Annotated in this window: 16 protein-coding genes, 1 tRNA gene and 1 pseudogene; 5 read left to right on the top strand and 13 right to left on the bottom strand. The window is 71.7% G+C overall.

What is annotated here, in order from left to right; translation table 11 throughout:
* Positions 1-138: 138 nt before the first annotated feature.
* Positions 139-1,671 (bottom strand): MFS transporter, encoded by a 1,533-nt coding sequence (locus tag AC0ZLC_RS08500; RefSeq protein WP_476751280.1) that lies wholly within the window; start codon positions 1,669-1,671, stop codon positions 139-141.
* Positions 1,672-1,959: 288 nt separating this feature from the next.
* Between AC0ZLC_RS08500 and AC0ZLC_RS08495 the strand changes: the two genes are divergently transcribed.
* Positions 1,960-2,031 (top strand) — tRNA-Cys (locus AC0ZLC_RS08495).
* Between the two features lie 313 nt (positions 2,032-2,344).
* Here the strand turns inward: AC0ZLC_RS08495 and AC0ZLC_RS08490 are convergent.
* On the bottom strand, positions 2,345-4,207 hold the full coding sequence (locus AC0ZLC_RS08490; protein ID WP_476751279.1) for a DUF262 domain-containing protein: 1,863 nt from the start codon (positions 4,205-4,207) through the stop codon (positions 2,345-2,347).
* A 241-nt stretch (positions 4,208-4,448) separates the two neighbouring features.
* Between AC0ZLC_RS08490 and AC0ZLC_RS08485 the strand changes: the two are divergent.
* The 3 genes and pseudogenes from AC0ZLC_RS08485 to AC0ZLC_RS08475 form a co-directional block, all read left to right on the top strand.
* Positions 4,449-4,580: pseudogene (locus AC0ZLC_RS08485) on the top strand (restriction endonuclease); the annotation flags it as partial.
* Entirely contained in the window at positions 4,571-5,077 is a 507-nt protein-coding gene (locus AC0ZLC_RS08480; protein WP_476751278.1) for a restriction endonuclease, read from the top strand. The pseudogene AC0ZLC_RS08485 and the gene AC0ZLC_RS08480, both read left to right, overlap by 10 nt.
* 134 nt (positions 5,078-5,211) lie before the next feature.
* The gene (locus AC0ZLC_RS08475) at positions 5,212-5,493 is read left to right on the top strand and encodes a hypothetical protein (RefSeq protein ID WP_476751277.1); all 282 of its coding nucleotides are present in this window, start codon (positions 5,212-5,214) and stop codon (positions 5,491-5,493) included.
* Between the two features lie 725 nt (positions 5,494-6,218).
* On the opposite strand, the gene AC0ZLC_RS08470 is transcribed toward AC0ZLC_RS08475, so the two are convergent.
* The 10 genes from AC0ZLC_RS08470 to AC0ZLC_RS08425 form a co-directional block, all read right to left on the bottom strand.
* Positions 6,219-7,316 (bottom strand): SUKH-4 family immunity protein, encoded by a 1,098-nt coding sequence (locus AC0ZLC_RS08470; protein ID WP_476751276.1) that lies wholly within the window; start codon positions 7,314-7,316, stop codon positions 6,219-6,221.
* Between the two features lie 248 nt (positions 7,317-7,564).
* The gene (locus AC0ZLC_RS08465) at positions 7,565-9,868 is read right to left on the bottom strand and encodes a xanthine dehydrogenase family protein molybdopterin-binding subunit (RefSeq protein WP_476751275.1); all 2,304 of its coding nucleotides are present in this window, start codon (positions 9,866-9,868) and stop codon (positions 7,565-7,567) included.
* A complete protein-coding gene (locus tag AC0ZLC_RS08460) occupies positions 9,865-11,841 on the bottom strand; it encodes a (2Fe-2S)-binding protein (RefSeq protein ID WP_476751274.1) in 1,977 nt (658 codons plus the stop codon). Before AC0ZLC_RS08460 ends, AC0ZLC_RS08465 begins: the two co-directional genes overlap by 4 nt.
* Positions 11,838-12,731 (bottom strand): FAD binding domain-containing protein, encoded by an 894-nt coding sequence (locus tag AC0ZLC_RS08455; RefSeq protein ID WP_476751273.1) that lies wholly within the window; start codon positions 12,729-12,731, stop codon positions 11,838-11,840. Before AC0ZLC_RS08455 ends, AC0ZLC_RS08460 begins: the two co-directional genes overlap by 4 nt.
* A gap of 283 nt (positions 12,732-13,014) precedes the next feature.
* Positions 13,015-14,634 carry a beta-N-acetylhexosaminidase gene (locus AC0ZLC_RS08450; RefSeq protein ID WP_476751272.1) on the bottom strand — a complete coding sequence of 540 codons (1,620 nt, stop codon included), beginning with the start codon at positions 14,632-14,634 and terminating at the stop codon, positions 13,015-13,017.
* Between the two features lie 4 nt (positions 14,635-14,638).
* Positions 14,639-15,499, bottom strand: a complete 861-nt coding sequence (locus AC0ZLC_RS08445; RefSeq protein WP_476751271.1) for a carbohydrate ABC transporter permease — start codon at positions 15,497-15,499, stop codon at positions 14,639-14,641.
* Entirely contained in the window at positions 15,496-16,488 is a 993-nt protein-coding gene (locus AC0ZLC_RS08440) for a carbohydrate ABC transporter permease (RefSeq protein WP_476751270.1), read from the bottom strand. Before AC0ZLC_RS08440 ends, AC0ZLC_RS08445 begins: the two co-directional genes overlap by 4 nt.
* Positions 16,489-16,492: 4 nt before the next feature.
* Entirely contained in the window at positions 16,493-17,800 is a 1,308-nt protein-coding gene (locus AC0ZLC_RS08435) for an extracellular solute-binding protein (RefSeq protein ID WP_476751269.1), read from the bottom strand.
* 300 nt (positions 17,801-18,100) lie between these two features.
* Entirely contained in the window at positions 18,101-18,403 is a 303-nt protein-coding gene (locus AC0ZLC_RS08430) for a DUF3039 domain-containing protein (RefSeq protein ID WP_356172847.1), read from the bottom strand.
* A 28-nt stretch (positions 18,404-18,431) separates the two neighbouring features.
* The gene (locus tag AC0ZLC_RS08425) at positions 18,432-19,004 is read right to left on the bottom strand and encodes a YqgE/AlgH family protein (protein WP_476751268.1); all 573 of its coding nucleotides are present in this window, start codon (positions 19,002-19,004) and stop codon (positions 18,432-18,434) included.
* Between the two features lie 251 nt (positions 19,005-19,255).
* Between AC0ZLC_RS08425 and murA the strand changes: the two genes are divergently transcribed.
* Complete coding sequence (gene murA, locus AC0ZLC_RS08420) at positions 19,256-20,602, top strand: UDP-N-acetylglucosamine 1-carboxyvinyltransferase (protein WP_358851413.1); 1,347 nt, start codon at positions 19,256-19,258, stop codon at positions 20,600-20,602.
* Positions 20,603-20,741: 139 nt separating this feature from the next.
* Here the strand turns inward: murA and AC0ZLC_RS08415 are convergent, their stop codons facing one another.
* Positions 20,742-21,023 (bottom strand): HU family DNA-binding protein, encoded by a 282-nt coding sequence (locus AC0ZLC_RS08415; RefSeq protein ID WP_007382399.1) that lies wholly within the window; start codon positions 21,021-21,023, stop codon positions 20,742-20,744.
* Between the last annotated feature and the right edge of the window lie 229 nt (positions 21,024-21,252).

The raw sequence follows: 21,252 nt of genomic DNA, 5'->3' as shown, positions 1-21,252 counted from the left end.
GGTGACGACGGCGGACGACTCGGCTACGTATGACAACCGGGCCACCCTACCGGCGCCCCGGGCGTGTCCACGCGCGGACGGTACCGGGTCACCGGCCGATGGGACTCACGTCACAGCCGGCGCCGCGGGGAGCGCCGCTCACGGCCGCCCGCCCGCGCTCTCCTTCAGCCGGGTGGTCACCCAGGCGCCCGCCAGGGCCACCCCGGCCATCGGCAGGAACACGGCGGCGAAGGCGGCCGGGTGGGAGCCGGTGACCTCGCCCGCGGTGTGCGTGACCGTGCCGCCGCCCAGGGCTGCGAAGGCGGCTCCGCCCGCGGCGAGCAGGATCACGTTGGACAGGCCGTCGGAGATCTGGAGGGCGGCGGAGTTGGCGCCGGCCTCCTCGGGGGCGGAGAGCTGGAGCATCAGCACGCTGCTGGAGGAGAGCACCAGGCCCATCCCGAAGCAGCCGAACCCCCAGGCGACCGCGACCGTCCACACCGGGACGGACGGGATCAGCACACTCGGGGCGGCGGCGATCGCGGCCGACACCAGCAGCATCCCGGAGAACATCAGCCGTTCCCGGTACGGCTCCACCCGCGGCCTGGACTGCACGAAGGAGCCCAGCGCCCAGGTCGCCCCGCCCGCGGCGAGGGAGAACCCGGCGAGCGTCGGCGACAGCCCCCGCTGGGTGACCAGCATCAGCGGCACGAAGGACTCGGCGGCGATGAAGGAACCGGCCGCGAGCCCGCGCAGCAGCACGACGGACGGCAGCCCGCGGGCCGCCCGGTAGGTGCCGGGCGGGAGGAGGCCGAGGACGGCGGGGACGAGAAGCGCGGCTCCGGCGGCTCCGGCGGGGAGCGCGAACCACCGCCCGTTCTCGCCGGACGCGGCCTGTGCCGCGTACTGGAGGAGCCCGGCGCCCAGGGAGATGCCGAGGGCCAGCCGGATGCGCCGGCGGTCGAAGGGGGCGGGGACCGCGCCGGACGCCGGGCCGGACGCCCGGCGCCGTATCTGCGGGAGGGCGAGCGCGAGCGGGAAGACGACCAGGACCGGTATCCCGACGAAGACCCAGCGCCAGCCGAGGTGTTCGGTGACCGCGCCCGAGGCGAGCGGGCCGACGACGGACGGGATCACCCAGCTCGCCGCGAACGCCGCCATGATGGCCGGCCGCAGCCGCTCCGGGTAGGCGCGGCCGACGACCACGTAGAGCGCGACGATCACGAGGCCGCCGCCGAGGCCCTGCACCGCCCGCCCGAGCACGAACAGCCACATGGCCCCGGCCGTCCCGGCCAGCAGCAGGCCCGCCGCGAAGGCACCGATCCCGGCGGCGAGCGAGGCCAGCGGTCCTGCGCGGTCCGACCACTGCCCGGCGAACACCATGCCGAACAGGCTCGTGGTGAAGTACGCCGAGAACGCGAAGGCGTACAGCGACAGGCCGTCGAGCTCACGGGCGGCGACCGGCATGGCCGTGCCGACCGCGGTCGCCTCGAAGGCGATCAGCAGCACGACGGAGACGAGGCCGATACTGAGCGCCCGGTGCTCCCGGCTCAGCACGCCACCCTCGGGGACGGGCTCGCGGGGTCCGCCCCCGGCATCCCGCCCGGCCTCGGCCTCGGAATCGGCCTCGGGGAGCACGACGGGGACGGGCACGTGGGCGACGCCGCTGTCGCCGGGTTCCAGGACGGTCATGCAGCTCAGGGTAAGGGGCACGACCCCGGATGACCCCTGTCGGAGGTCGCTGACCGGCTACGCCCTTGGTCGTACGTCCGGGGCGCCCTTGGTCGTACGTCCGGGGCGCCCTTGGTCGTATGTCCGGGGCGCCCTTGGTCGTACGTCCGGAGCGCGCACCCGGCCACGGCGCCGTTCGTGAACGGCGTGTGGCAGTCGCGTTGCGCACCCCGCGTTCCCCTTGAGCCCCGCCCGGACCCGCCCTACGGTCATCACACCAGCCCGGAACAAGCGCCTCGTTCCGGATCTGGCCGTGTGCCCGAGTGGTTCAGGGACTCGCCTGCAAAGCGAGTTACGTGGGTTCGAATCCCGCCACGGCCTCAACCTGCCTGATCAGGAAAAACGAAGGGCGGCACCCCGGCGGGGTGCCGCCCTTCCGGCTGTCCGTCTCAGTTCCCGTCTCAGTTCCCGGATACGAGCGAGGAATGTGTGGTGCCCCGCACCGCAGGTAAGGGCGAGGCACCACAGCGGGGCTACTCGAAAGATGTTCAGGAGGGGGATGCGGTTGACTCGACGGTTGGCGTTCCACGCAGAGGCAACGGCCAAGTGAACGGCCTTGAGACGGCCCTTGGTGCCATCGGCGCGCGACCCACCACCGGGCGCGGCCCGTGGGGCGCAGCACGGCCCCCGTTCGTCAGTCGGTGTCGCCCTTGGGCTTCGGCCATGCCTGTAGGGCGATACGGGCAAGCCACAAGGTGCGCAGCTGAATCCGGTCCTCGTCCCAGCACTCGGCCCAACGATCGTTGCTCCACTTGTCCCGAAGCCCCTCCGGCGCGGAGAGCACTGACGAGGTCGTCAGCCGCAAAAGGCTGTGCGCACCCAGGCTGTCCTTCTTATGAGGCCATTCCCGGTTACTCAACGACGGGTTGAGCTTCGTGGTGGTGAGCGTGAGATTGCCGAGCTGATGGACCGCCTCATGTCGTTTCTTCAAGCTCTCCTCGCCGTCACCGTCGTTCAGCGGCCAGTGCGTCTCCCATTTCTGCGGCAGAACATGCTCAATGTTCAGCCGGGGGTCCGCACTGGAAAGTGCCGGCGCGTGCTCGGTCTTCGGCGTCCGCAGGTGATTCTCCAGTCCGACCAGCAGGGCCTTCAACCGGGCACGGTAGGAACGACGGTAGAGATCGTTCGCGATCAGGGCGGCAAGGAACGTCGGGTCGTCAGGCCATAGCCGCGCGTCGGCCGTTTGATTCCACAGACTGCGTACGACGGCGTGACCTGCCCGAGTGGGGTCGCTCTGCTGAGCATCGGCCAGTACTTGGACGAAGAGTCGGTTGTAGTCCTTCGTCGTCATTAAGCACACGGCTCGCCGCATGAGAAAGGAGTCGATGGCGCGGGCCGCGATCGCTCGCTGGTCGTTCGGTACGTCGTCTGTCGCGTGCAGATAGAGCAGCACCGGCCACGGCGTCGTCGTCATGGTCTGCATGCGGTCGAGCAATCGGCCGGTGGGATCGGTCAGCGGCAATCCCCGAACCCGCTGATACGTCTCGGCATAATGCCTGATGTCCCGGATCACGTCCGAAGCCTGCCGACCACTTTCCGGTAGCCACTTCTTGAAGTCGGCGAACAGGTGCTCCACCAAGACGTCTTGACGCTTTTGAACAGTCAGCCAATGGGCCAGGAGCAGGTCGATCAGGGCACGCCTGATGCGTCCGGTGGTGACCTGACCGCGCCAGGGTTCGGCATCAAGAGGCAGCCAGGCGTTTATTAACAGCTCTTCGGAGTGCTGGTGCTCCCCCTGCGACTCGACGGTCTGAAAAAGGAGGTTCTTCACCAGGTCCGCGGCGTCGAGGCGCACTCCACGGTGGTTCAGCGCCTCGAAGATCACCTGCGGGTCGTCACCCGCGTCTAGGACGATCTCGACGAGCTGCATGCGCTCTTGAAGCGTATAAAACAGGTCGTCGAGCCGCTGGGCTGGATTGGGCGCGGCCTTGGCCCAGTCGCCGATCTCCTGCTCGAACCACACGCGGGCACGGACCAGCCGGTGGTCGGGGGCGGGCGCCGTGCCGTCATCGTCGCTCCCGCGTACGGCCCAGAGGAATGCCGCACGGTCCTGAGGGAGCGGCCAGACCTTGTAGCGGTCGTCCGGGAACGCCTCGTGAACAGTCTCCGCCCGGTTCTCCAGCAGACTCGTGAAACGCCCGACGACGCTGTCGGCGGCAATGTCGTGGGCGACAGCCCGAGCTGCCGCGAAGAGGATCTGCAGCGTGGTCATACGCTGCTGGCCGTCGATGATGTGGGACGAACCGAGGCGCCGGGGCGGCCGGTACCGCTCCTGTACGACCACGGCGCCCAGGAAGTAGGTGCGCGGCTTCGACTGCCCCGTACCACTCTGGGGCTCTGTCTCCGCCTCTACTTCCTCCGCCGCCGTCCGGACGTCCATCCACAAAGGTTCCCAGTTGTCCTCCTGATCCCATACATAGGGCCTCTGGAAGATCGGGATCACGCTCTGGTGGTCGTTCGCGAAAACCTTCCCCAGCTTGACATCGCCGGCCTGCATCGCCCCTCCGGTCCCCCAGCACCTGCATGGTCATCGCAGCGTAACGGCGCGCGCCGGATTTGATCACCCTTCCTGCGAACGTCCGCACTCGCTACGCCAATTGAGCTGACGGTCACTACACCCTCCAACTCCGCGAGGGGGATGACGCCTACCGCACTCTCCAAGCCGCCTTCGAGGCTCCCGACAGCCGTGCGGAGCGCTACCAAAATCTTCCTCGGCTGACCACGCCCCTGAGTTCGAGTACGCCGTCACCGAGTTGTGCCGCAAGGACGGCTGTACCCGGGTGCAGGCGATCGGCGGGGCCGGGGACCTTGGGGCGGATGTCGTCGCCTACACCCCTGACGGGCGCAAGGTGGTGATCCAGTGCAAGTAGTACCGGGCAAAGTCGCCAGCCCCGATCTGCAGAGGTTTGCCGGAACCGTGTTCAACATCCACCATGCCGACGTGGCGGTGCTGGTGACCGCCGGAGCCGTCACCACCCCCGCGGCTCGCCTGGCCAAGGCTGCGGGCATCGAGATCGTGCACGCCGACCGGCTCGACCGGTGGGCCGACGGAAGAGATCAGCCGCCCTGGCATCACAGCCGCACTGACCGGACCGCACAACCTGGTCGGAACCCCGTTGGTCCAACAACGCGGCGCAGGCTGGCGTGCCGCTCCCGGTACGGGGGCACGCCCGGCCTGCGCCGCGTGGTTACGCGTCTCCGGTGGGCCCTGCGAGGGGCTCGGTCACCGCAGGGCGGCGTCGTTGGTGCGGACGGTCCGAAATCCCAGGGCGGCGAGCAGGGCGCAGGCGCCGCCGAGAGGGCCCCCAAACACCGAGCGGCAGACGAGCGGGGCTGTACGCCGGGGAGTGTCACCACAGCGCTATGACCTGTGCAAACGCGTAGGGAGTGCCCTTTTATGGCTACTTTGATGGGGGGGCGGTTGGCGCTGACTCCACGGTGTACGTTCAGGCAGGGTGCGCCGAGAGTGCCCAGCACGCCGTGAGAGGAACCGAAAGCCAGATGGAATCCGCCACCGCCGCTCAGGAACGGCTGCGCGCACGCCAGCAGGAACTGCATGACGAACTGGCGCAAGTCCAGCGGCAACTAAAGCAACTGGAGACGATGGTGGTCGCCTCGCAGTGGAGGCATGCTCCCAGCGGCCCGAAGGGACGCGGCACCGTCTACCACGTGACGGCGAACCGGAGTTGCCGCCTGACAAACGGGCCGCAAGAGATCACCCTGTATGAGGCCCTGCAGACGGGGTTGGTCCCGTGCTCCAGGTGCAGGCCGAAGAGCGCCTAGCGCCAGCCGCCTTGGGGCCGCCCCTCTCCCGGCAGCGCTGACCGATCGCTCGCGAGATACAAAACGTGGGCGTCCGTCTCAGTTTCCGTCTCGTTAATCGCCGTACACAGCCGTACGGCGCTGTTCGCGCTGCCCGGCGAATGCGGCCGTTCGTACGGGGCTGACGGCAACGGACGCACCCGAATGGCCCTTTGACAGCGCCGACAAACCTGCAAAGCGAGTTACGCGGGTTCGATTCCCGCCACGGCCTCCACGTCCTGTCCAGGGGGCACAGCAGGCCGGCACCCTCGAAGGGTGTCGGCCCACCTGCCGTCCTGCCCCTCCCGCTCCGCGTCCCTAGTGCCCTGACGCCGCCGCGCTCAGCGCGCTTGCGCGCTCATGCGCGTGCACCTGCGCCCGCCGTGACGAGCCGTTACGAACGTCACCAGAAGTTGGGGGCGTTCACCCGTCCGGCGTTGCGGGCCGGGCCCGAAGAGGAATCGACGATCAGGACATGGACCGACCGGTAGTCGGCCTGGGTGCTGTTCCTGGTCGCGAAGCCGTCCAGTTGACCACAGCCATCTGCTCCAGCGATCCGAAATTGTGTCCCGCACACCAGAACAGCACGAGCGCAGGGTCCCTGCAACCGAAGTGCCCGACGAACGGGGATCAGGTTTCGGGGGACCTCGGGGGTCCAAGCACCTTCCGAACGACCGTCTCGGCACGCGGCTTTGGGGGCGGCACGCTCAGCGAGGCGGCCTCGGCAGTGCGCCCCTCGTCGTCCGGGTGAGGGCCGCTGCCAGGGGTGCGGGCGGGGTCGTGAGGCCGTGGGTTCTGGTGAGGGTCCGTACGCGGTGCAGCAGCCAGACGCCGAACGCGAGCGTGGAGACGTCGGCGTTCAGCGGGCGGAGCGTCAGGTCGGACTCGGTCCAGGCGAGGACCGCCCCCGTGGTGCCGTCGACCACCAGGCCGGTGTCCTCGGTCAGGTGGCCCAGCCGGATCAGCCGGTCCGCGCCCGCCGCGAGCCCGTCGTCGGAGAAGTCGCCGGGACGCCGGTCCGCGCAGTACTCCGCGAGCGTCGGCAGCGGCACCTCCGTGTCGAGCCGGAACAGGAAGCCGTCCTCGGGAAGCCCCGTCTCCCGCAGGAAGCGGCGGGTCGGAGCGTGCGTCAGCGTGGACGGGAAGTCGACCTCCTCGAAGCGCACGATCCCGCCGGCGCCGAACTCCTGGTCCAGCAGCCGCCGCGGCAGGTCCAGGACGAGACCGGCGCCCGGCCCCGCGATGCGGGCGAGCGGGCGCACCAGCGCGGCCGCCCTCCAGTACGGCGGAACGCCACCGGCTCCCGCGCCCCGCTCGAAGACCGCCGTCAGCTGCGCGGACGCCCGCTCGACCGCCCTCGGCCCGAACCGGGCTTCCAGGGAGGCGAACTGCCCGCGAGCCGCCGCGAGTTCCTCGGTCGCCGCCGCGAACCGCAGCAGCACCTCCAGCGAGGGCGCCGACGGGGAGAGACCCATGAGGGCGGGGTCGCGGTGGAGAGCCGTGCCGCAGACCCGGCCCGTCGTCCCGTCCAGGACGATCGACTCGAACGCCCGCTCACAGGCCCTCACCGCCCCGGCGACCAGCTGGTCCCGCAGCTTGGCGGAGAGCGCGGCGACGTCTTCGGCCAGATCCGCCACTCCGCGCGGCCCCGCCCCGAGCAGCGCGCCGAGGCTCAGCAGGGCCCCCTCGGCCGGCAGACCGGGCTCCGTCGGCCGACGCCGCGTCGGCGCGAGCGTGACGTACGGATCGAGCTCGTCGTCGGTCGGTCTGATCGCACCGCCGACAACGGTGTCAGTCGTGATCATGGCTCCCCCGCGCATGTGACCGCAAGTGTGCTTCCCCCGCGGGGAACCCGCCGCCGGGCGGCGGTCCCCCCACTGCCGAGAACCCTACGCGGCACCACTGACAACGCCGGAAACACAGGAACACGGGAACACGACCGGCTCACGCCCGGACACGGTGCCGCGGCACCCCCCGACGACACCGGCAGGCGGCCGGACCGGCACCGGACCGGCCGACGGGCAAGCGGGTTCGCGCGGCGGTCCGGGGGCCGTCACGCCCCGGTCACCACCGCGGCCTGCGGCCGGATCGGCAGCCGGTTGACCGGGCGTCCGGTCGCCGCGCGGACGGCCGACGCGATGGCCGCCGGGGACGTCACGACCGGCACCGCGCTCACCGCCTTCGCTCCGAAGGGGGCGACGACGTCACGCTCCTCGACCAGCTTGACGATGCGGATGTCGGGCGCGTCCAGGGAGGTGGGCAGCGCGTACCCGGTGAGGTCGGGATGGCGGACCAGACCGCGGGCGGTGCGCAGGTTCTCCGTGAGCGCCGCACCGACCCCCTGTGTGACCCCCGCCTCGATACGGGCCCTGAGCTGGGCGGGGTTGAGGATGCGGCCGACGTCCTGGGCCAGCGCGAGTTCCACGACGCGGACCGAGCCGAGTTCGATGTCGACGTCGACTACCGCGCGGATCGCGCAGAACGCGAGGCCGACGAACGCGTCCCCCTGGCCCGCCGCGTCCAGCGGCTCCGTCGGGTGGGGACGGCACTGGGCGGTGGCCCACAGCTCCTTGCCGTCCAGCGCCTCCGTGACGGTCGTCGAGAGCACACCGTCGTACGAGGTGATCTTGCCGTCGGTGATTTGGAGCAGCTCCGTGGACATCCCGAACTTGTGCGCCAGGGGCTGCAGCAGCTGCGTACGGACCATCTTGGCGGCGCGCTCCACCGCGCCGCCCGACACCCAGGTGTGCCGGCCGCGGCAGCTCGCGCCCGCCGGGGGCTGGTCGGTGTCGACCGGGGCCACGTACACCTCGTCGATGCCGAGTGTCTCCTGGACGATCTGCCGGGCGAGCGTGGCGAAGCCCTGGCCGGTCTCCACGGCCGCGCACAGCACCGTGGCGACGCCGTCGTGGACCTTGACGGTGGCCGTCGAGACCTCGTCCGCGCCCTCGGCGCCGAGCATGTGCACCATGCCGACGCCGTAGCCGACACCGCGGCGCACCGCTCCCGGCTCGCCCGCGCCCTCGGGACCGCCGGGCAGCAGCCACTCCTCCTCGGGGGTGTCCTTGGGCAGCGCGGGCAGCGGGAAGTCCCGTACGGCCTGGAGCAGTTCGGCGACCGGGGCCGGGCAGGTCACCGTCTGGCCGGTGGGCAGCACGTCACCCGTGGCCAGCGCGTTGCGCAGGCGCAGCTCGGCGGGGTCCACCCCGAGCTTCTTCGCGAGCTTGTCCATCTGCGCCTCGTAGGCGGCGCACACCTGCATGGCGCCCTCGCCGCGCACGTGGCCGGAGGGCGGGTTGTTGGTGCGTACGGCCCAGCCCTCGATGAAGGCGTTCGGGACGACGTACGGGCCGCAGGCGAAGGAGACGGCGGCGGCGAGCGCCTCGGAGGAGGTGTCGGCGTACGCGCCCGCGTCCAGCAGGATCTGCGCCTCGACCTTCACCAGCCTGCCGTCGGCGTCGGCGTGGTGGCGGTAGCGCAGCAGGGTGGGGTGGCGGTGGGCATGGCCGAGGAAGGACTCCTCGCGCGTGGCGGTGAGTTTGACCGGGCAGCCGGTCTTCAGCGCCAGCAGGCCGAGGGGAAGCTGGACGCCCTGGTCCTCGCGGTCGGCGGTGGCCCCGGGGACGCCGGTGACGACGACCTTCACGCGGTCGGGCTCCAGGCCGTAGCAGGCGGCGGCCGCGTCGCGGTCGGCGTGCGGGTCGGTGGACGCCACGTAGAGCTCGACGCCGCCGTCCGGGCGGGGCACGGCGAGACCGGCCTCCGCGCCGATGGGCGCCGGGTCCTGGCGGCCGATGCGGTACAGGCCCTCGACGACGAGTTCGCCCGCCGCGTCCGGGTCACCGTGGCGCAGCGGGATGTGGCGGATGAGGTTGCCGTCGGGGTGCAGGGGTTCCGCCTCGAAGGCCTGCTCCGGGTCGGTCACCGGGTCGAGCACCTCGTACTCGACGATGACGGTGGCGGCGGCCATCCGCGCGGTGTCCGGGTGGTCGGCGGCGACGGCCGCGATGGGCTCCCCGTGATGGCGTACCACCTCGGAGGCGAACACCGGGCGGTCGGCCTTGCCCCGGCCGTGCAGCACGGCGCCGGGCACGTCCTCGTGGGTGACGACGGCGTGGACGCCGGGCATCTCACGCGCGTGGGTGGTGTCGATGGACACGATGCGCGCGTGGGGGTGGGGCGACCGGAGCACGGCGGCCCACAGCAGGCCCTCGGCCCACAGGTCGGCCGCGTAGGGGAAGGTGCCCTCCGTCTTCGCGCGGGCCTCCGCCGAGGGCAGGGACGCGCCGAGGCCGTGCGGCAGCGGTTCGGGGGCGGGGGGTGCCGCGGTCGTCTCGGTGGCGGCTTCGTTGCTCACGCCTGGCCTCCGTCCTGGCCGTACGGCTGGTCGTGCGGCTTGTCGTGCGGTGCCGCCGGTTCGAACGCCGACCGGGTGACGCCACCGTCACCCGGGCCGGCCTGGTGCGGGATGCGGACCTCGTCGCCGGCCGCTTCGCCGGTCGTGGCGTGCGCCTCGCGTTCGGCGACGACCTCGCGCACGGCGTCCAGGACGCCGCGGTAGCCGGAACAGCGGCACAGGTTGCCGCACAGTGCCTGGCGGGCCTCCAGCTCGGTCGGCGCGGGGTTGCCCTCGAGCAGGTCGTGCACGGTCATCGCCATGCCCGGTACGCAGAAACCGCACTGGACGGCGCCGCACCTGGCGAGCGCCCGCTGCACGTCCGAGGGCTGCCCGTCCGCGGCCAGGCCCTCGACGGTGCGCACCTCGCTGCCGGCGGCGGTGACCGCCGGCACCAGGCAGGACGCGACGAGCCGTCCGTCCACCTGCACGTTGCAGGCACCGCACTCGCCCTGCGAGCAACCGTCCTTGGCGCCCGCCAGGCCGAGCCGTTCGCGCAGCACGTAGAGCAGCGACTCGCCGATCCAGGCGTCGGTGACGGGGCGGTCGGCGCCGTTCACCCGCAGGACGTACGACGACATGGGGTGCTCGTCGTGCGCGGGGGCGGGGACCTCGGCGGCTCCCGCGTCCTCGGCGTCTTCGGTGTCTGCGGTGTTTTCGGCGCCCTCGGCGTCCTCGGCGTCCTCGGTGGCGGTCCGCGCCACCGGGTCGGCCGCACCGTCCGGGGCCGCCTCGGGGGCGTCGGCGTCGCCGGGAGCTTCCGGCACCGGCGCGGACTCCTCGTACGCGGCACCGGCGGGCGTGTCGTAGGCGGCACCGGCGGGCTCCCGCTCCGGTGCGGCTGGCCCGCCCTCGGACCCCGTGAACTCACCCCCGGGCCCCGCGAACCCGCCTTCGGGACCCGCCCCGGAGTCGGCGCCCGGGCCGAACCCGCCGCCCTCCCGGACGTGTCCGGCCGCTTCGAACCCGCGCCCCGACGTGTCGTGTCCGTTCGGGGCCGTCCCGTGCTCGTGCACCGCGACTTCGTGCTCGTGCGCGCCGACTTCGCGCTCGTGGGTGACCGTCCTCTGTCCGGGAACGGCCGTCCCGTCGCGGTGCGCGGTCGCCCGGGTGGCGGCCTCAGCGGCCTCAGCGGCCTCGGCGGCCTCGTGGACGCGCTCGGACGCCTCCTGGGCGGCCCGGGCGGGCACCTCGCCGTACGGGTCGACCGGCGCCCCTCCAGGGGCCTCGTCGGCCGTTCCCGCGGCGCCGTGTCCGCGGGGGGCGGAGAACCACGGCTCCCCCACGGTCTCCGTGGTCTCCGTGGTCTCCGTGGTCGCCGTCGCCCAGGGCGCGGAGGCGCCTCCGGGGAGCGTGGCCGGCGGTGTCCCGCCCCACTGCTCGACCAGCGACGACGTGGTGAACTCGCCCGATTCGTCCGGAAGATCGCCACCGGCGACGGGGATGGACCACTGCCCGGTGACGTCGTGCCCGGCGGGCTCGTGTCCTACGGCCTCGTGTCCCACGGGCTCGTGCCCGTACGGGGCGCCGTCGTGCGTCTGCTGCTCCTCGGACGCGTGGGAGCCCTCCGCGTCGGCGAAGGTCCACTGCCCGGTGGACGCCGGCAGATAGGAGAATTCGTCGTGCGCGGTCTCCCGCGGCGCGGAGTTCGCCTCCGGCCACTGGACGCCCTCGGCCGGCACGGCCCAGCTCCCGGTGGCCGCCGGGTCCGTTCCCGCGGTGGTGGCGGGGTTGACCGTTATCTGCGGCGGCACGTAGCCGTGCCCGGGCGCCGCGAGCGGGCTGTCCCGTTCCGCCAGGAGGGCGTCGATGCCCCCTTCGGGGAGCTTGACGAAGGCGGTGGCGCCGTCGTCGTAGTCCCCTTGGGGCAGCCGCTCCCAGGCTCCGTGGGTGCCGCCCCGGGGGGCGTCCTCTCCGTGCTGGTCGTCGGTCACGACAGCGCCCTCCCCAGTGCTCGTCGGGCCAGCGCGGCGACGGTGCGCCGCAGGTGCAGTACGGCGGGCGGAAGCTGCGGCACGGAGCCGTCCTCCGCCGGGACGGGGTCCGGGATGCAGGCCGCGGCGACGTAATCCCCGAAGGCGCCCAGCGCCTCGGGCACCAGGGCGCGGTTGTTGTCCCAGTCGATGAGCGAGGCGACCCACTGCTCGGCGTCCAGCGGGCGCAGCGGCATCGGCGCTATCGCGCCGACGGCACACCGCACTCCGCGCCGCGCCGGGTCGAGGACGAGTGCCACGGACGCGATGGCCCGGCCGGGGCCGGTGCGTCCGGTCGCCTTGACGAAGACCTGGGGGGCGTGCAGCAGCGGTACGCGCACGTAGCCGATGAGTTCGCCGCCGCGGAGCATGTCCACGCCCGCGAGGAGGTGGGACACCGGGATCTCGCGGCGGGCGCCGCCCGGGCCCGCGATGATCAGCGTGGCTTCCAGCGCGGCCAGTACGGGCAGGGCGTCACCGGTGGGCGACGCCGAGGCGATGTTGCCGCCCAGGGTGCCTGCGTTGCGGATCTGCGGCGGTCCCGCGGCGCGGGCGGCGGCGGCGAGCGCGGGAATGAGGGCGGCGAAGTCGGGTCGGCCCATGCGCGCGTGGGTGAGGCCCGCGCCCAGCAGGGCGTGGCCGTCCTGGTACTGCCAGCCGCGGATCTCGCTGATGCGTCCGAGGCCGACGAGCGCGGCGGGCCTGAGCTGCCCGGAGTTGACGGCCGCCATGAGGTCGGTGCCGCCGGCCACGGGAACGGCGGCCGGCATGGCGGTGAGGGCCGCCACGGCCTCGTCCAGCGAGCCGGGCAGCGTGACGGCCTGCGCCGCCCGCGGTGCTTGCGTGGTCAAACCGGCTGCCCCTTCCCGCTGCCCCACCTGGTCCCGCCTGTGTTGCCGTACGGTACGTGCTGACAGGGCGGACGTGGCAACTCTGGCACATCTTCCCGGGCCCTCGACGCGGGGGTCCGCTAGGAGGCATTCGCCCCTCTCACCTGCGAGATGGTCCCTTTTGGCACGGCATCTCCGGTCCGCGGGAATTGGCACTCTTCGGTGACTCCTGAGCACATTTCCGCCGGTCGGCCGCGTCCCGGGGGCCGCACCCCGGGACGGGCCCCTCACCGGCAGGCGGACCTCACGCGTTCGGGGGCGCCCCCTCGGCCGGGCGGCCGAGCACCCCGGGCCGCCGCTGCCAGGGCCGGGGACCCGCGGGCGGCCGGTAGGCGACCCCCAGGGCGTCAAGTCGCGCGTAGTGGGCGGTCATCCGCCGCTCGAAGTCCGCGAAGTCCCGCTCGGCGGGCACGGGCAGGGCGCTCCAGGCGACCTCGGCGAAGGCCGCGAGACGCGGGTAGGTCTGGTAGTCCACGCGGGCGGCGTCCTCCATCACCTCGGTCCACACGTTGGCCTGGGTGCCCAGCACGTGCCGCGCCTCGTCGGGGGTCAGCTCCGGCGGCACGGGCTCGAAACGGTAGACGTCCTCGAGGGTGCGGACATGGCCGATGGGCACCGGCTCGTCCGGGCCGGCGTGCTGGCGGTGGTCCAGGTACACGTGCTGCTCGGGGCACATGACGACGTCGTGGCCCGCGCGGGCGGCGGTGACGCCGCCCCGGTAGCCGCGCCAGGAGGAGACGGCGGCCCCCGCGGCGAGCCCGCCCTCCAGGATCTCGTCCCAGCCGATCAGCCGACGGCCGCGCGCGGACAGCCAGTTGCCGAAGTGTCCGACGAACCACGCCTGGAGCCCGTCCTCGTCCGCGAGGCCGAGTTCCTTGATGCGGGCCTGCGCGGCGGGCGACTGCCGCCACTGGTCTTTCGGGCACTCGTCGCCGCCGACGTGAATGAACGTGGACGGGAAGAGTTCGAGGAGTTCCTCGAACACCCCCTCGTAGAAACGGAGGGTGTGGTCGGTGGGCGCGAGTACGTTCTGGGAGATGCCCCAGTCGTCCCAGACGGAGAGGGAGGCCGTGTCGACGACGTCGGTGTTGCCCAGTTCCGGATACGCGGCGATGGCGGCCTGCGAGTGCCCCGGGACGTCGATCTCCGGGACGACGGTGATATGCCGGTCGGCGGCGTAGGCGACGATCTCGCGGATGTCGTCCTGCGCGTAGAAGCCGCCGTGCGGTTTCTCCTCCCAGCGGGGTGAGGCGCGGTGGCCGAATTTCGTGCGCGCCCGCCAGGAACCGGTCCCGGTGAGTTCCGGGTAGCGCTTGATCTGGACACGCCATCCCTGGTCGTCCGTCAGGTGGAAGTGGAAGACGTTGAGTTTGTGCGCGGCCAGCAGGTCGAGGTGGCGGAGGATTCCGTCCTTGGGCATGAAGTGACGGGAGACGTCCAGCATCATTCCGCGCCAGGGGAACCGGGGCCCGTCCTCGATGGCGCACCGCGGGACGGCGAGAGGGGCGCCCGGCCGGACGGGGGCCCGCCGGAAGGCGTCGGGGCCCAGCAGCTGACGCAGTGTCTGGGCGCCCCAGAAGACGCCCGCCGCGCTGCCGCCCGTGATCTCGACGCCCCGGCCGGCGCTCGCGACGAGCCGGTACGCCTCCGCTTCCAGGGCGTCGTCGAGGCGCAGCCGCAGGGTGTTCGTGCCGTCCGCCCCGCCCGGGGGCAGCGGCAGACCGAAGGCCGCGCCCAGGACGGAGCGCAGCCACCTCTCCGTACCGCCCGTGCCGGGCGCGGCCCACAGGGCGGTCGCCGGGTCGAGCGGCACCTCGTCGTGCGAGGGGCCCGTCACGGCGCGCGGCGCCGGAATCACATCCATCACGTCAGTCCTTTACCGCTCCGCCGAGGCCCGAGACGAGCCGCCGCTGGACGAGTACGAAGAAGATCAGTACGGGAATCGTCATCACCGTGGAGGCCGCCATCACGCCGCCCCAGTCCGGCTCGTCGGGTTTGTAGAAGACGAGGAGTGCCATCGGCAGGGTGGACTGCGAGGTGTCGCTGATGATGAACGACTTGGCGAACAGGAAGTCGTTCCAGGCCGAGATGAACGAGAAGACGCTCGTGGCCACCAGCCCCGGGAAGACCAGAGGGAACAGAATCTGCCAGAGGAATCGCGCACGGCTCGCCCCGTCGAGTTGGGCCGCCTCCTCCAGCGCCTCGGGAACGGCCTTCACGAAACCCCTCAGCATCCAGATGGCGAAGGGCAGCGAGAAGGCGATGTGGGGCAGGATCAGCGAGCCCAGCGTGTTGAGTTGGCCGAGGTCCCGCATCAGGAAGAAGAGCGGGATCGTCAGGGCTTCCACCGGCACCGTCTGCGCGATCAGGAACATGACCAGCAGGGTGGTGCGGAATCGGAAGCGGAAGCGTGTCACCGCGAACGCCGCGAGAAACGCCACGAGCGCCGAGACGACGACGACCGAGCAGGCCACCACGAGGCTGTTGACGAAGTACCGGCCGAATTCCTGCTGCCCGAAGACGCGCCGGAAGGATTCCAGCGAGGGCGACGCCGTCCAGGGCCGGGGTTCGCTGGACTCGATCTCCCCCGCCGGTCTGAAGGCGCTCAGCACCATCCAGTAGAGGGGGAAGGCGACGACCACCGCGATCAGCAGCGCGGACGCCTCGGCGGCCAGCCGCCAGGGGCGCCGGGGCAGGAACCGCCGCCCCGCCGTGTGCGACGCACTCACAGTTCCTCCCCCTGTCGGCGCAGCAGCCGCAGATGGACCAGCGTGACCGCCATCAGCATCAGCAGCATCACCACGCCGATCGCCGAACCGAGGCCGTACTGGGACGACGCGAACGCCTTCTGGTACGCGTACACGTTCAGCACGAGGTTCTGGCCCGCGATGCCGCCGCCGTTCGTCATGACGTAGATCTGCGTGAAGACCTTGAAGTCCCAGATGACCGACTGGATGGTGACGACGGCCAGGATCGGCCGGAGCATCGGGGCGAGCACCGAGCGCCAGGTCCGCCACTGCGAGGCGCCGTCCAGGGAGGCCGCCTCCAGCATCTCGGCGGGCACGGCCCGGATGCCCGCGTACACCGTCACCATCACGAACGGGAAGGAGCACCAGACCACTTCGAGGAGGACGAGGGCGAAGGCGCTGTACCGCCCGTACGTCCAGGAGTGGTCGCCGAGTCCAAGGACGCGGTTGACCGGGCCGAAGTCGGGGTCGAAGAGGAACAGCCAGACGGTGGAGCCGGTGACGGCAGGGGTCGCCCAGGCGCCGAGCGCCGCCAGCATCAGGGCGAGCCGGGGCAGCGCCCGTACCCGGGTCAGCAGCACGGCCAGCGCGCAGCCGGCCGCGAGCGTGGAGACGACGCACGCCGCCGCGAAGACCGCGGTGGCGAGGAGCACCCGCCGGAACTCGTCGTCGGCGAAGAGCGTCGCGTAGTTGCCGAAGCCCTGGAAGGTGGCCGGTTCGCCGCCGCTGACCTGGGCCTGGGTGTAGTCCAGGAACGAGATCAGGCCGAGCTGGTAGACGGGGTAGACGAGCAGGCCGCCGAGGACGACGAGGGCAGGGGCGAGATATGGCCAGGGGGCCCGGCCGCCGTGCCCGCGCCGGGACTTCGGGGGCCCCGTCTTCGTGACGGGGGCCTGCCGGACCGGTCCGGGCGGGCGTGGTGCGGACTGCCCGGCCCGGCCCGCGACTTCGGTGGTGTCGTGCGCGGTCATCGGCTCAGCCCACGGAGCTGAAGGCGTCGTTCATCTTCTTCGCCGCGTCCTTCGAGGCCGTCGGCACGTCCTTCCTGCCGCTGACGATCTCCTGGAACATCGTCGGCAGGACGAGCGAGGCGTCGATCTGGGCCCAGGCGGGCGAGGCGGGGACGAACTTGGTGCCCGCGGCGAGCGTCTTCACGAAGGGCTCGACGAAGGGCTCCTTCTTCGCGACGTCGGCGCGGACATCGGTGTACGTCGGCAGGAAGCCCATGGCGTCGAAGAGTTCGCCCTGCGTCTTCTTGGACGCGAGCCGCTTCATCAGGTCCACGGCGAGCGAGCGGTGGGACGTGCTCTTCAGGACGCCGACGTTGTTCCCGCCCGCGAACGCCGGGGCCGTCTCGCCCTCCTCGAGCCCCGGCAGCGGTACGACGGCGTACTTGCCCCTGACCTTCCCGGTCTCCACCGCCGCGTGGCTGAAGTCGCCCCCGATGGCCATGCCCGCCTTGCCCGCGGCGAAGGCGGTCACCGTGTCGTTGCCGCCCATGCCCGCGCACTTGGCCGCGGGGCAGTTGCTGTCGCCGAAGAGCGAGGTGTAGGCCTTGATGCCCTTCTGGGCGGCGGCGCTGTCGATGGCGGAGGCGTACGAGCCGCCCCTGCCCCGGGCGAGTTCGCCGCCGTGGGCCCAGATGAAGGGCATCGCGCCGTAGGTGTAGGCGCCGCCGACCGCGAGGCCGTACAGGCCGGGTTTCGCGGCCCGGATGCGGCGCGCGGTGTCGATCAGTTCGGCCTGCGTCCCCGGCACGTCGAGGCGGAGTTCCTCGAAGACGTCCGTGCGGTAGTACAGGGCGCGGACGCCGACGAAGAAGGGGGCGCCGTAGACCCTGCCGCCGACCGTCACGGACTGCCGGGCGGTCGGGTCGGTGTCCTTGGCCTCGTCCCAGTCGGTGAACTCCCCGGTGATGTCGGCGAGTCCGCCGTCCTTCACGTACCCGGCGGTGTCGGTGTTGCCGTACTCGATGACGTCGGGAGCGCTGCCGGGGTCGTTGAAGGCGGCCTTGATGCGCTGGGCGCGCGTCTCGACGGGGATGTACTCGACCTTGACCTCGGCGCCCCGATGGGCCTTCTCGAAGGTGTCGACGGCGGCGTCGACGACCTTCTCCTTGGGCCCGTTGTCGACCTCCTGGAAGAGCCAGACGCGCAGGGTGCCCGTCTTGTCGTCCTTGCCGGAGGCGGAGTCGCCGGACGACTGGGGGGCGCAGGCGGTGGCGGTCACGGTGGCCGCCACCAGGGCGGCCAGCGACGCGGCCATACGGACAGAGAGCTTCATCGAGCATCCTCCGAGGAAGTGCGTTGCAACATACGCAATGACGGTTTCGCAGTGCACAACACACCGGAGGCTATGGAGTTCAGGAACGCGGCCACAAGAGGTCTCCACCACTCTGTGACCCCGGGACGCACTCCGTGCAACGGGCTGGGCCCCGGGCGAGTCCGCGCCGGGGTTCCCGGGCACGACAAGGCCGCGGCACCCCGCACCGGGATGCCGCGGCCGTACTCGGTCCGCGCGGCTGCTGCGCCGAAGTGGGCGGCGGGGTGTCGCTACGGGCCGTCGCCCGCCGCCCCGCGCGCGCTACTTCTTGTCGCCGCCCTTGCCACCGTCCTTGTCGCCACCGGCGCCCATGGACTCGTAGATCTCCTTGCACATGGGGCACACGGGGTACTTCTTCGGGTCGCGGCCCGGGACCCACACCTTGCCGCAGAGGGCCACGACGGGCGTGCCGTCGAGGGCGCTCGCCATGATCTTGTCCTTCTGGACGTAGTGGGCGAAGCGCTCGTGGTCGCCGTCACCGTGCGACGTCTGCGGCGTCGGCTCCACGAGGGTCCCCGTCCCAGTACCTCGCTGGGGCTGGGTCTCAGGCTCAAGAGTGCTCATGCCGCAAGGGTACTGAAGCTCACCGCCGTCAGTTGAGCGAAGGGTCGTCCGGATAGGTGGCCACCATCGCCAGTTCGCCGCGCTGGCGGCGCAGGACCTCGCGCCACAGCCGCTCGGGAGCGGGCGAGGAGACGTCTCCGGGCTCGGACTCGACCACGTACCAGGCGCCCTCGACGAGTTCCTCCTCCAGCTGGCCGGGACCCCAGCCCGCGTATCCGGCGAAGATCCGCAGCGAGCCGAGGGCCGCGGCGAGCAGCTCCGGCGGCGCCTCCAGGTCCACGAGCCCGATCGCGCCGTGCACCCGGCGCCAGCCCAGCGGGGCCTGTTCCCCGGCCGCGTCGCCGGGGATGACCGCGACGCCCAGCGCCGAGTCGAGGGAGACCGGGCCGCCCTGGAACACCACGCCCGGCTCACCCGCCAGGTCCGCCCAGGCCTCCAGGATGTCTCCGACGCCCACCGGGGTGGGCCGGTTGAGGACGACGCCCAGCGAGCCCTCCTCGTCGTGGTCGAGGAGGAGCACCACCGCGCGGTCGAAGTTCGGGTCCGCCAGGGCGGGCGTGGCCACGAGCAGCCGTCCTGTGAGCGAGGACACCTCGGTCATGCCAGACATGATCTCTCATCTTCCCGCCACGTGGGGCGGCAATGCGGGTACGCGAGTGAACGCAGCTCAGGGCACGCAGGGGCCGGCCCGGCGCACACGGGGCCGGTGACCCCGTGTGCCCGATTAGGAACGGTTCGTGTTGTGGCCAAGCTATGACGCGGCTGGGAGGTCCTCGGGCTTACAGAAGGGGGGTGGGCGGCCATTACGCTTGCCTCTTCAACCCCTGCCCACCTCACCGGAACGCGAGATTCATGACCGTCAACGGCTCTGATGACGTACTGCTTGTCCACGGCGGCACCCCGCTCGAGGGCGAAATCCGTGTCCGCGGTGCGAAGAACCTCGTACCGAAGGCCATGGTCGCGGCCCTGCTGGGCAGCGCTCCGAGCCGACTGCGCAACGTCCCGGACATCCGTGACGTGCGCGTCGTCCGCGGGCTGCTGCAGCTGCACGGCGTGACGGTCCGTCCGGGAGAGGAGCCCGGCGAGCTGGTGCTCGACCCCTCCCACGTGGAGAGCGCGAACGTCGCCGACATCGACGCCCACGCGGGTTCCTCGCGCATTCCGATCCTCTTCTGCGGTCCGCTGCTGCACCGCCTCGGGCACGCCTTCATCCCCGGCCTCGGCGGCTGCGACATCGGCGGCCGGCCGATCGACTTCCACTTCGAGGTGCTGCGGCAGTTCGGCGCGAAGATCGAGAAGCGGGCCGACGGCCAGTACCTGGAGGCTCCGCAGCGGCTGCGCGGCACCAAGATCCAGCTGCCGTACCCGTCCGTCGGCGCCACCGAGCAGGTGCTGCTGACGGCGGTGCTCGCCGAGGGCGTCACGGAGCTGGCCAACGCCGCCGTGGAGCCCGAGATCGAGGACCTCATCTGCGTGCTGCAGAAGATGGGCGCGATCATCGCCATGGACACCGACCGGACCATCCGGATCACCGGTGTCGACTCGCTCGGCGGCTACACGCACGCGGCCCTCCCCGACCGTCTGGAGGCCGCCTCCTGGGCGTCCGCGGCCCTGGCGACCGAGGGCAACATCCTCGTCAGGGGCGCCCAGCAGCGCTCGATGATGACGTTCCTCAACACCTACCGGAAGGTGGGCGGTGCCTTCGAGATCGACGACGAGGGCATCCGCTTCTGGCACCCGGGCGGCCAGCTGAAGTCGATCGCCCTGGAGACGGACGTCCACCCCGGCTTCCAGACCGACTGGCAGCAGCCGCTGGTCGTGGCCCTGACGCAGGCCACGGGCCTGTCGATCATCCACGAGACGGTGTACGAGTCCCGCCTCGGCTTCACCTCCGCGCTGAACCAGATGGGCGCGCACATCCAGCTGTACCGCGAATGCCTGGGCGGCTCGAACTGCCGCTTCGGCCAGCGCAACTTCCTGCACTCGGCCGTCGTGTCGGGCCCCACGCGGCTCCAGGGCGCCGATCTGGTCATCCCCGACCTGCGCGGCGGCTTCTCGTACCTGATCGCCGCTCTCGCGGCCCAGGGCACCTCCCGCGTCCACGGCATCGACCTGATCAACCGCGGCTACGAGAACTTCATGGAGAAGCTCGTCGAGCTGGGCGCGAAGGTCGAGCTGCCGGGCAAGGCACTCGGCTAGCGGCACCCGGCCCGGCCGGCGGCAGAGACCGCGGGCCGGGCCGGCGCAGGCACCACGATGGGGCGGCGCCCGGAGTTCCGGGCGCCGCCCCATTGGCGTACTGCTCGATGCCGCGCCGCGTGTCGCGGCGCAGGCGGACCTACTTGCCCTTGGCGGCTTCCTTGAGCTTGCTGCCCGCGGAGACCTTCACGCTGTACCCGGCGGGGATCTGGATCGGGTCGCCGGTCTGCGGGTTGCGGGCGGTGCGAGCGGCACGGTGCGTGCGCTCGAAGGTCAGGAAGCCGGGGATGGTGACCTTCTCGTCGCCCTTGGCGACGATCTCGCCGACGGTCTCGGCGAACGCGGCCAGAACGGCGTCGGCGTCCTTGCGGGTCACCTCGGCACGGTCGGCCAGCGCGGCCACCAGCTCACTGCGGTTCATGTTGTTACTCCCGTGTTCTTCTTGCCGTTGAGGCGTGCCACGCGGCGGTGCCGCACGTTGAGTGCGGCGTAGCCGATGCTGCCAGGGTCCTCGGTCGGTCCCCGGACCCGGGTCCGTCGCCAGACCCTCGCGCCCGAAGACGCATCCTGCCCCCACCTGCGGCGGGAAAGCCAATCCGGCACCCCTGGGAGTCACACGAACACCCTTGGGAGTCACACGAAGAGCGCCA

This window comes from Streptomyces sp. GLSS-08, from assembly GCF_056387915.1.
The sequence above is the reverse complement of the archived record's forward strand: the minus strand, read 5'-3'. Positions and strand labels throughout refer to the sequence as shown.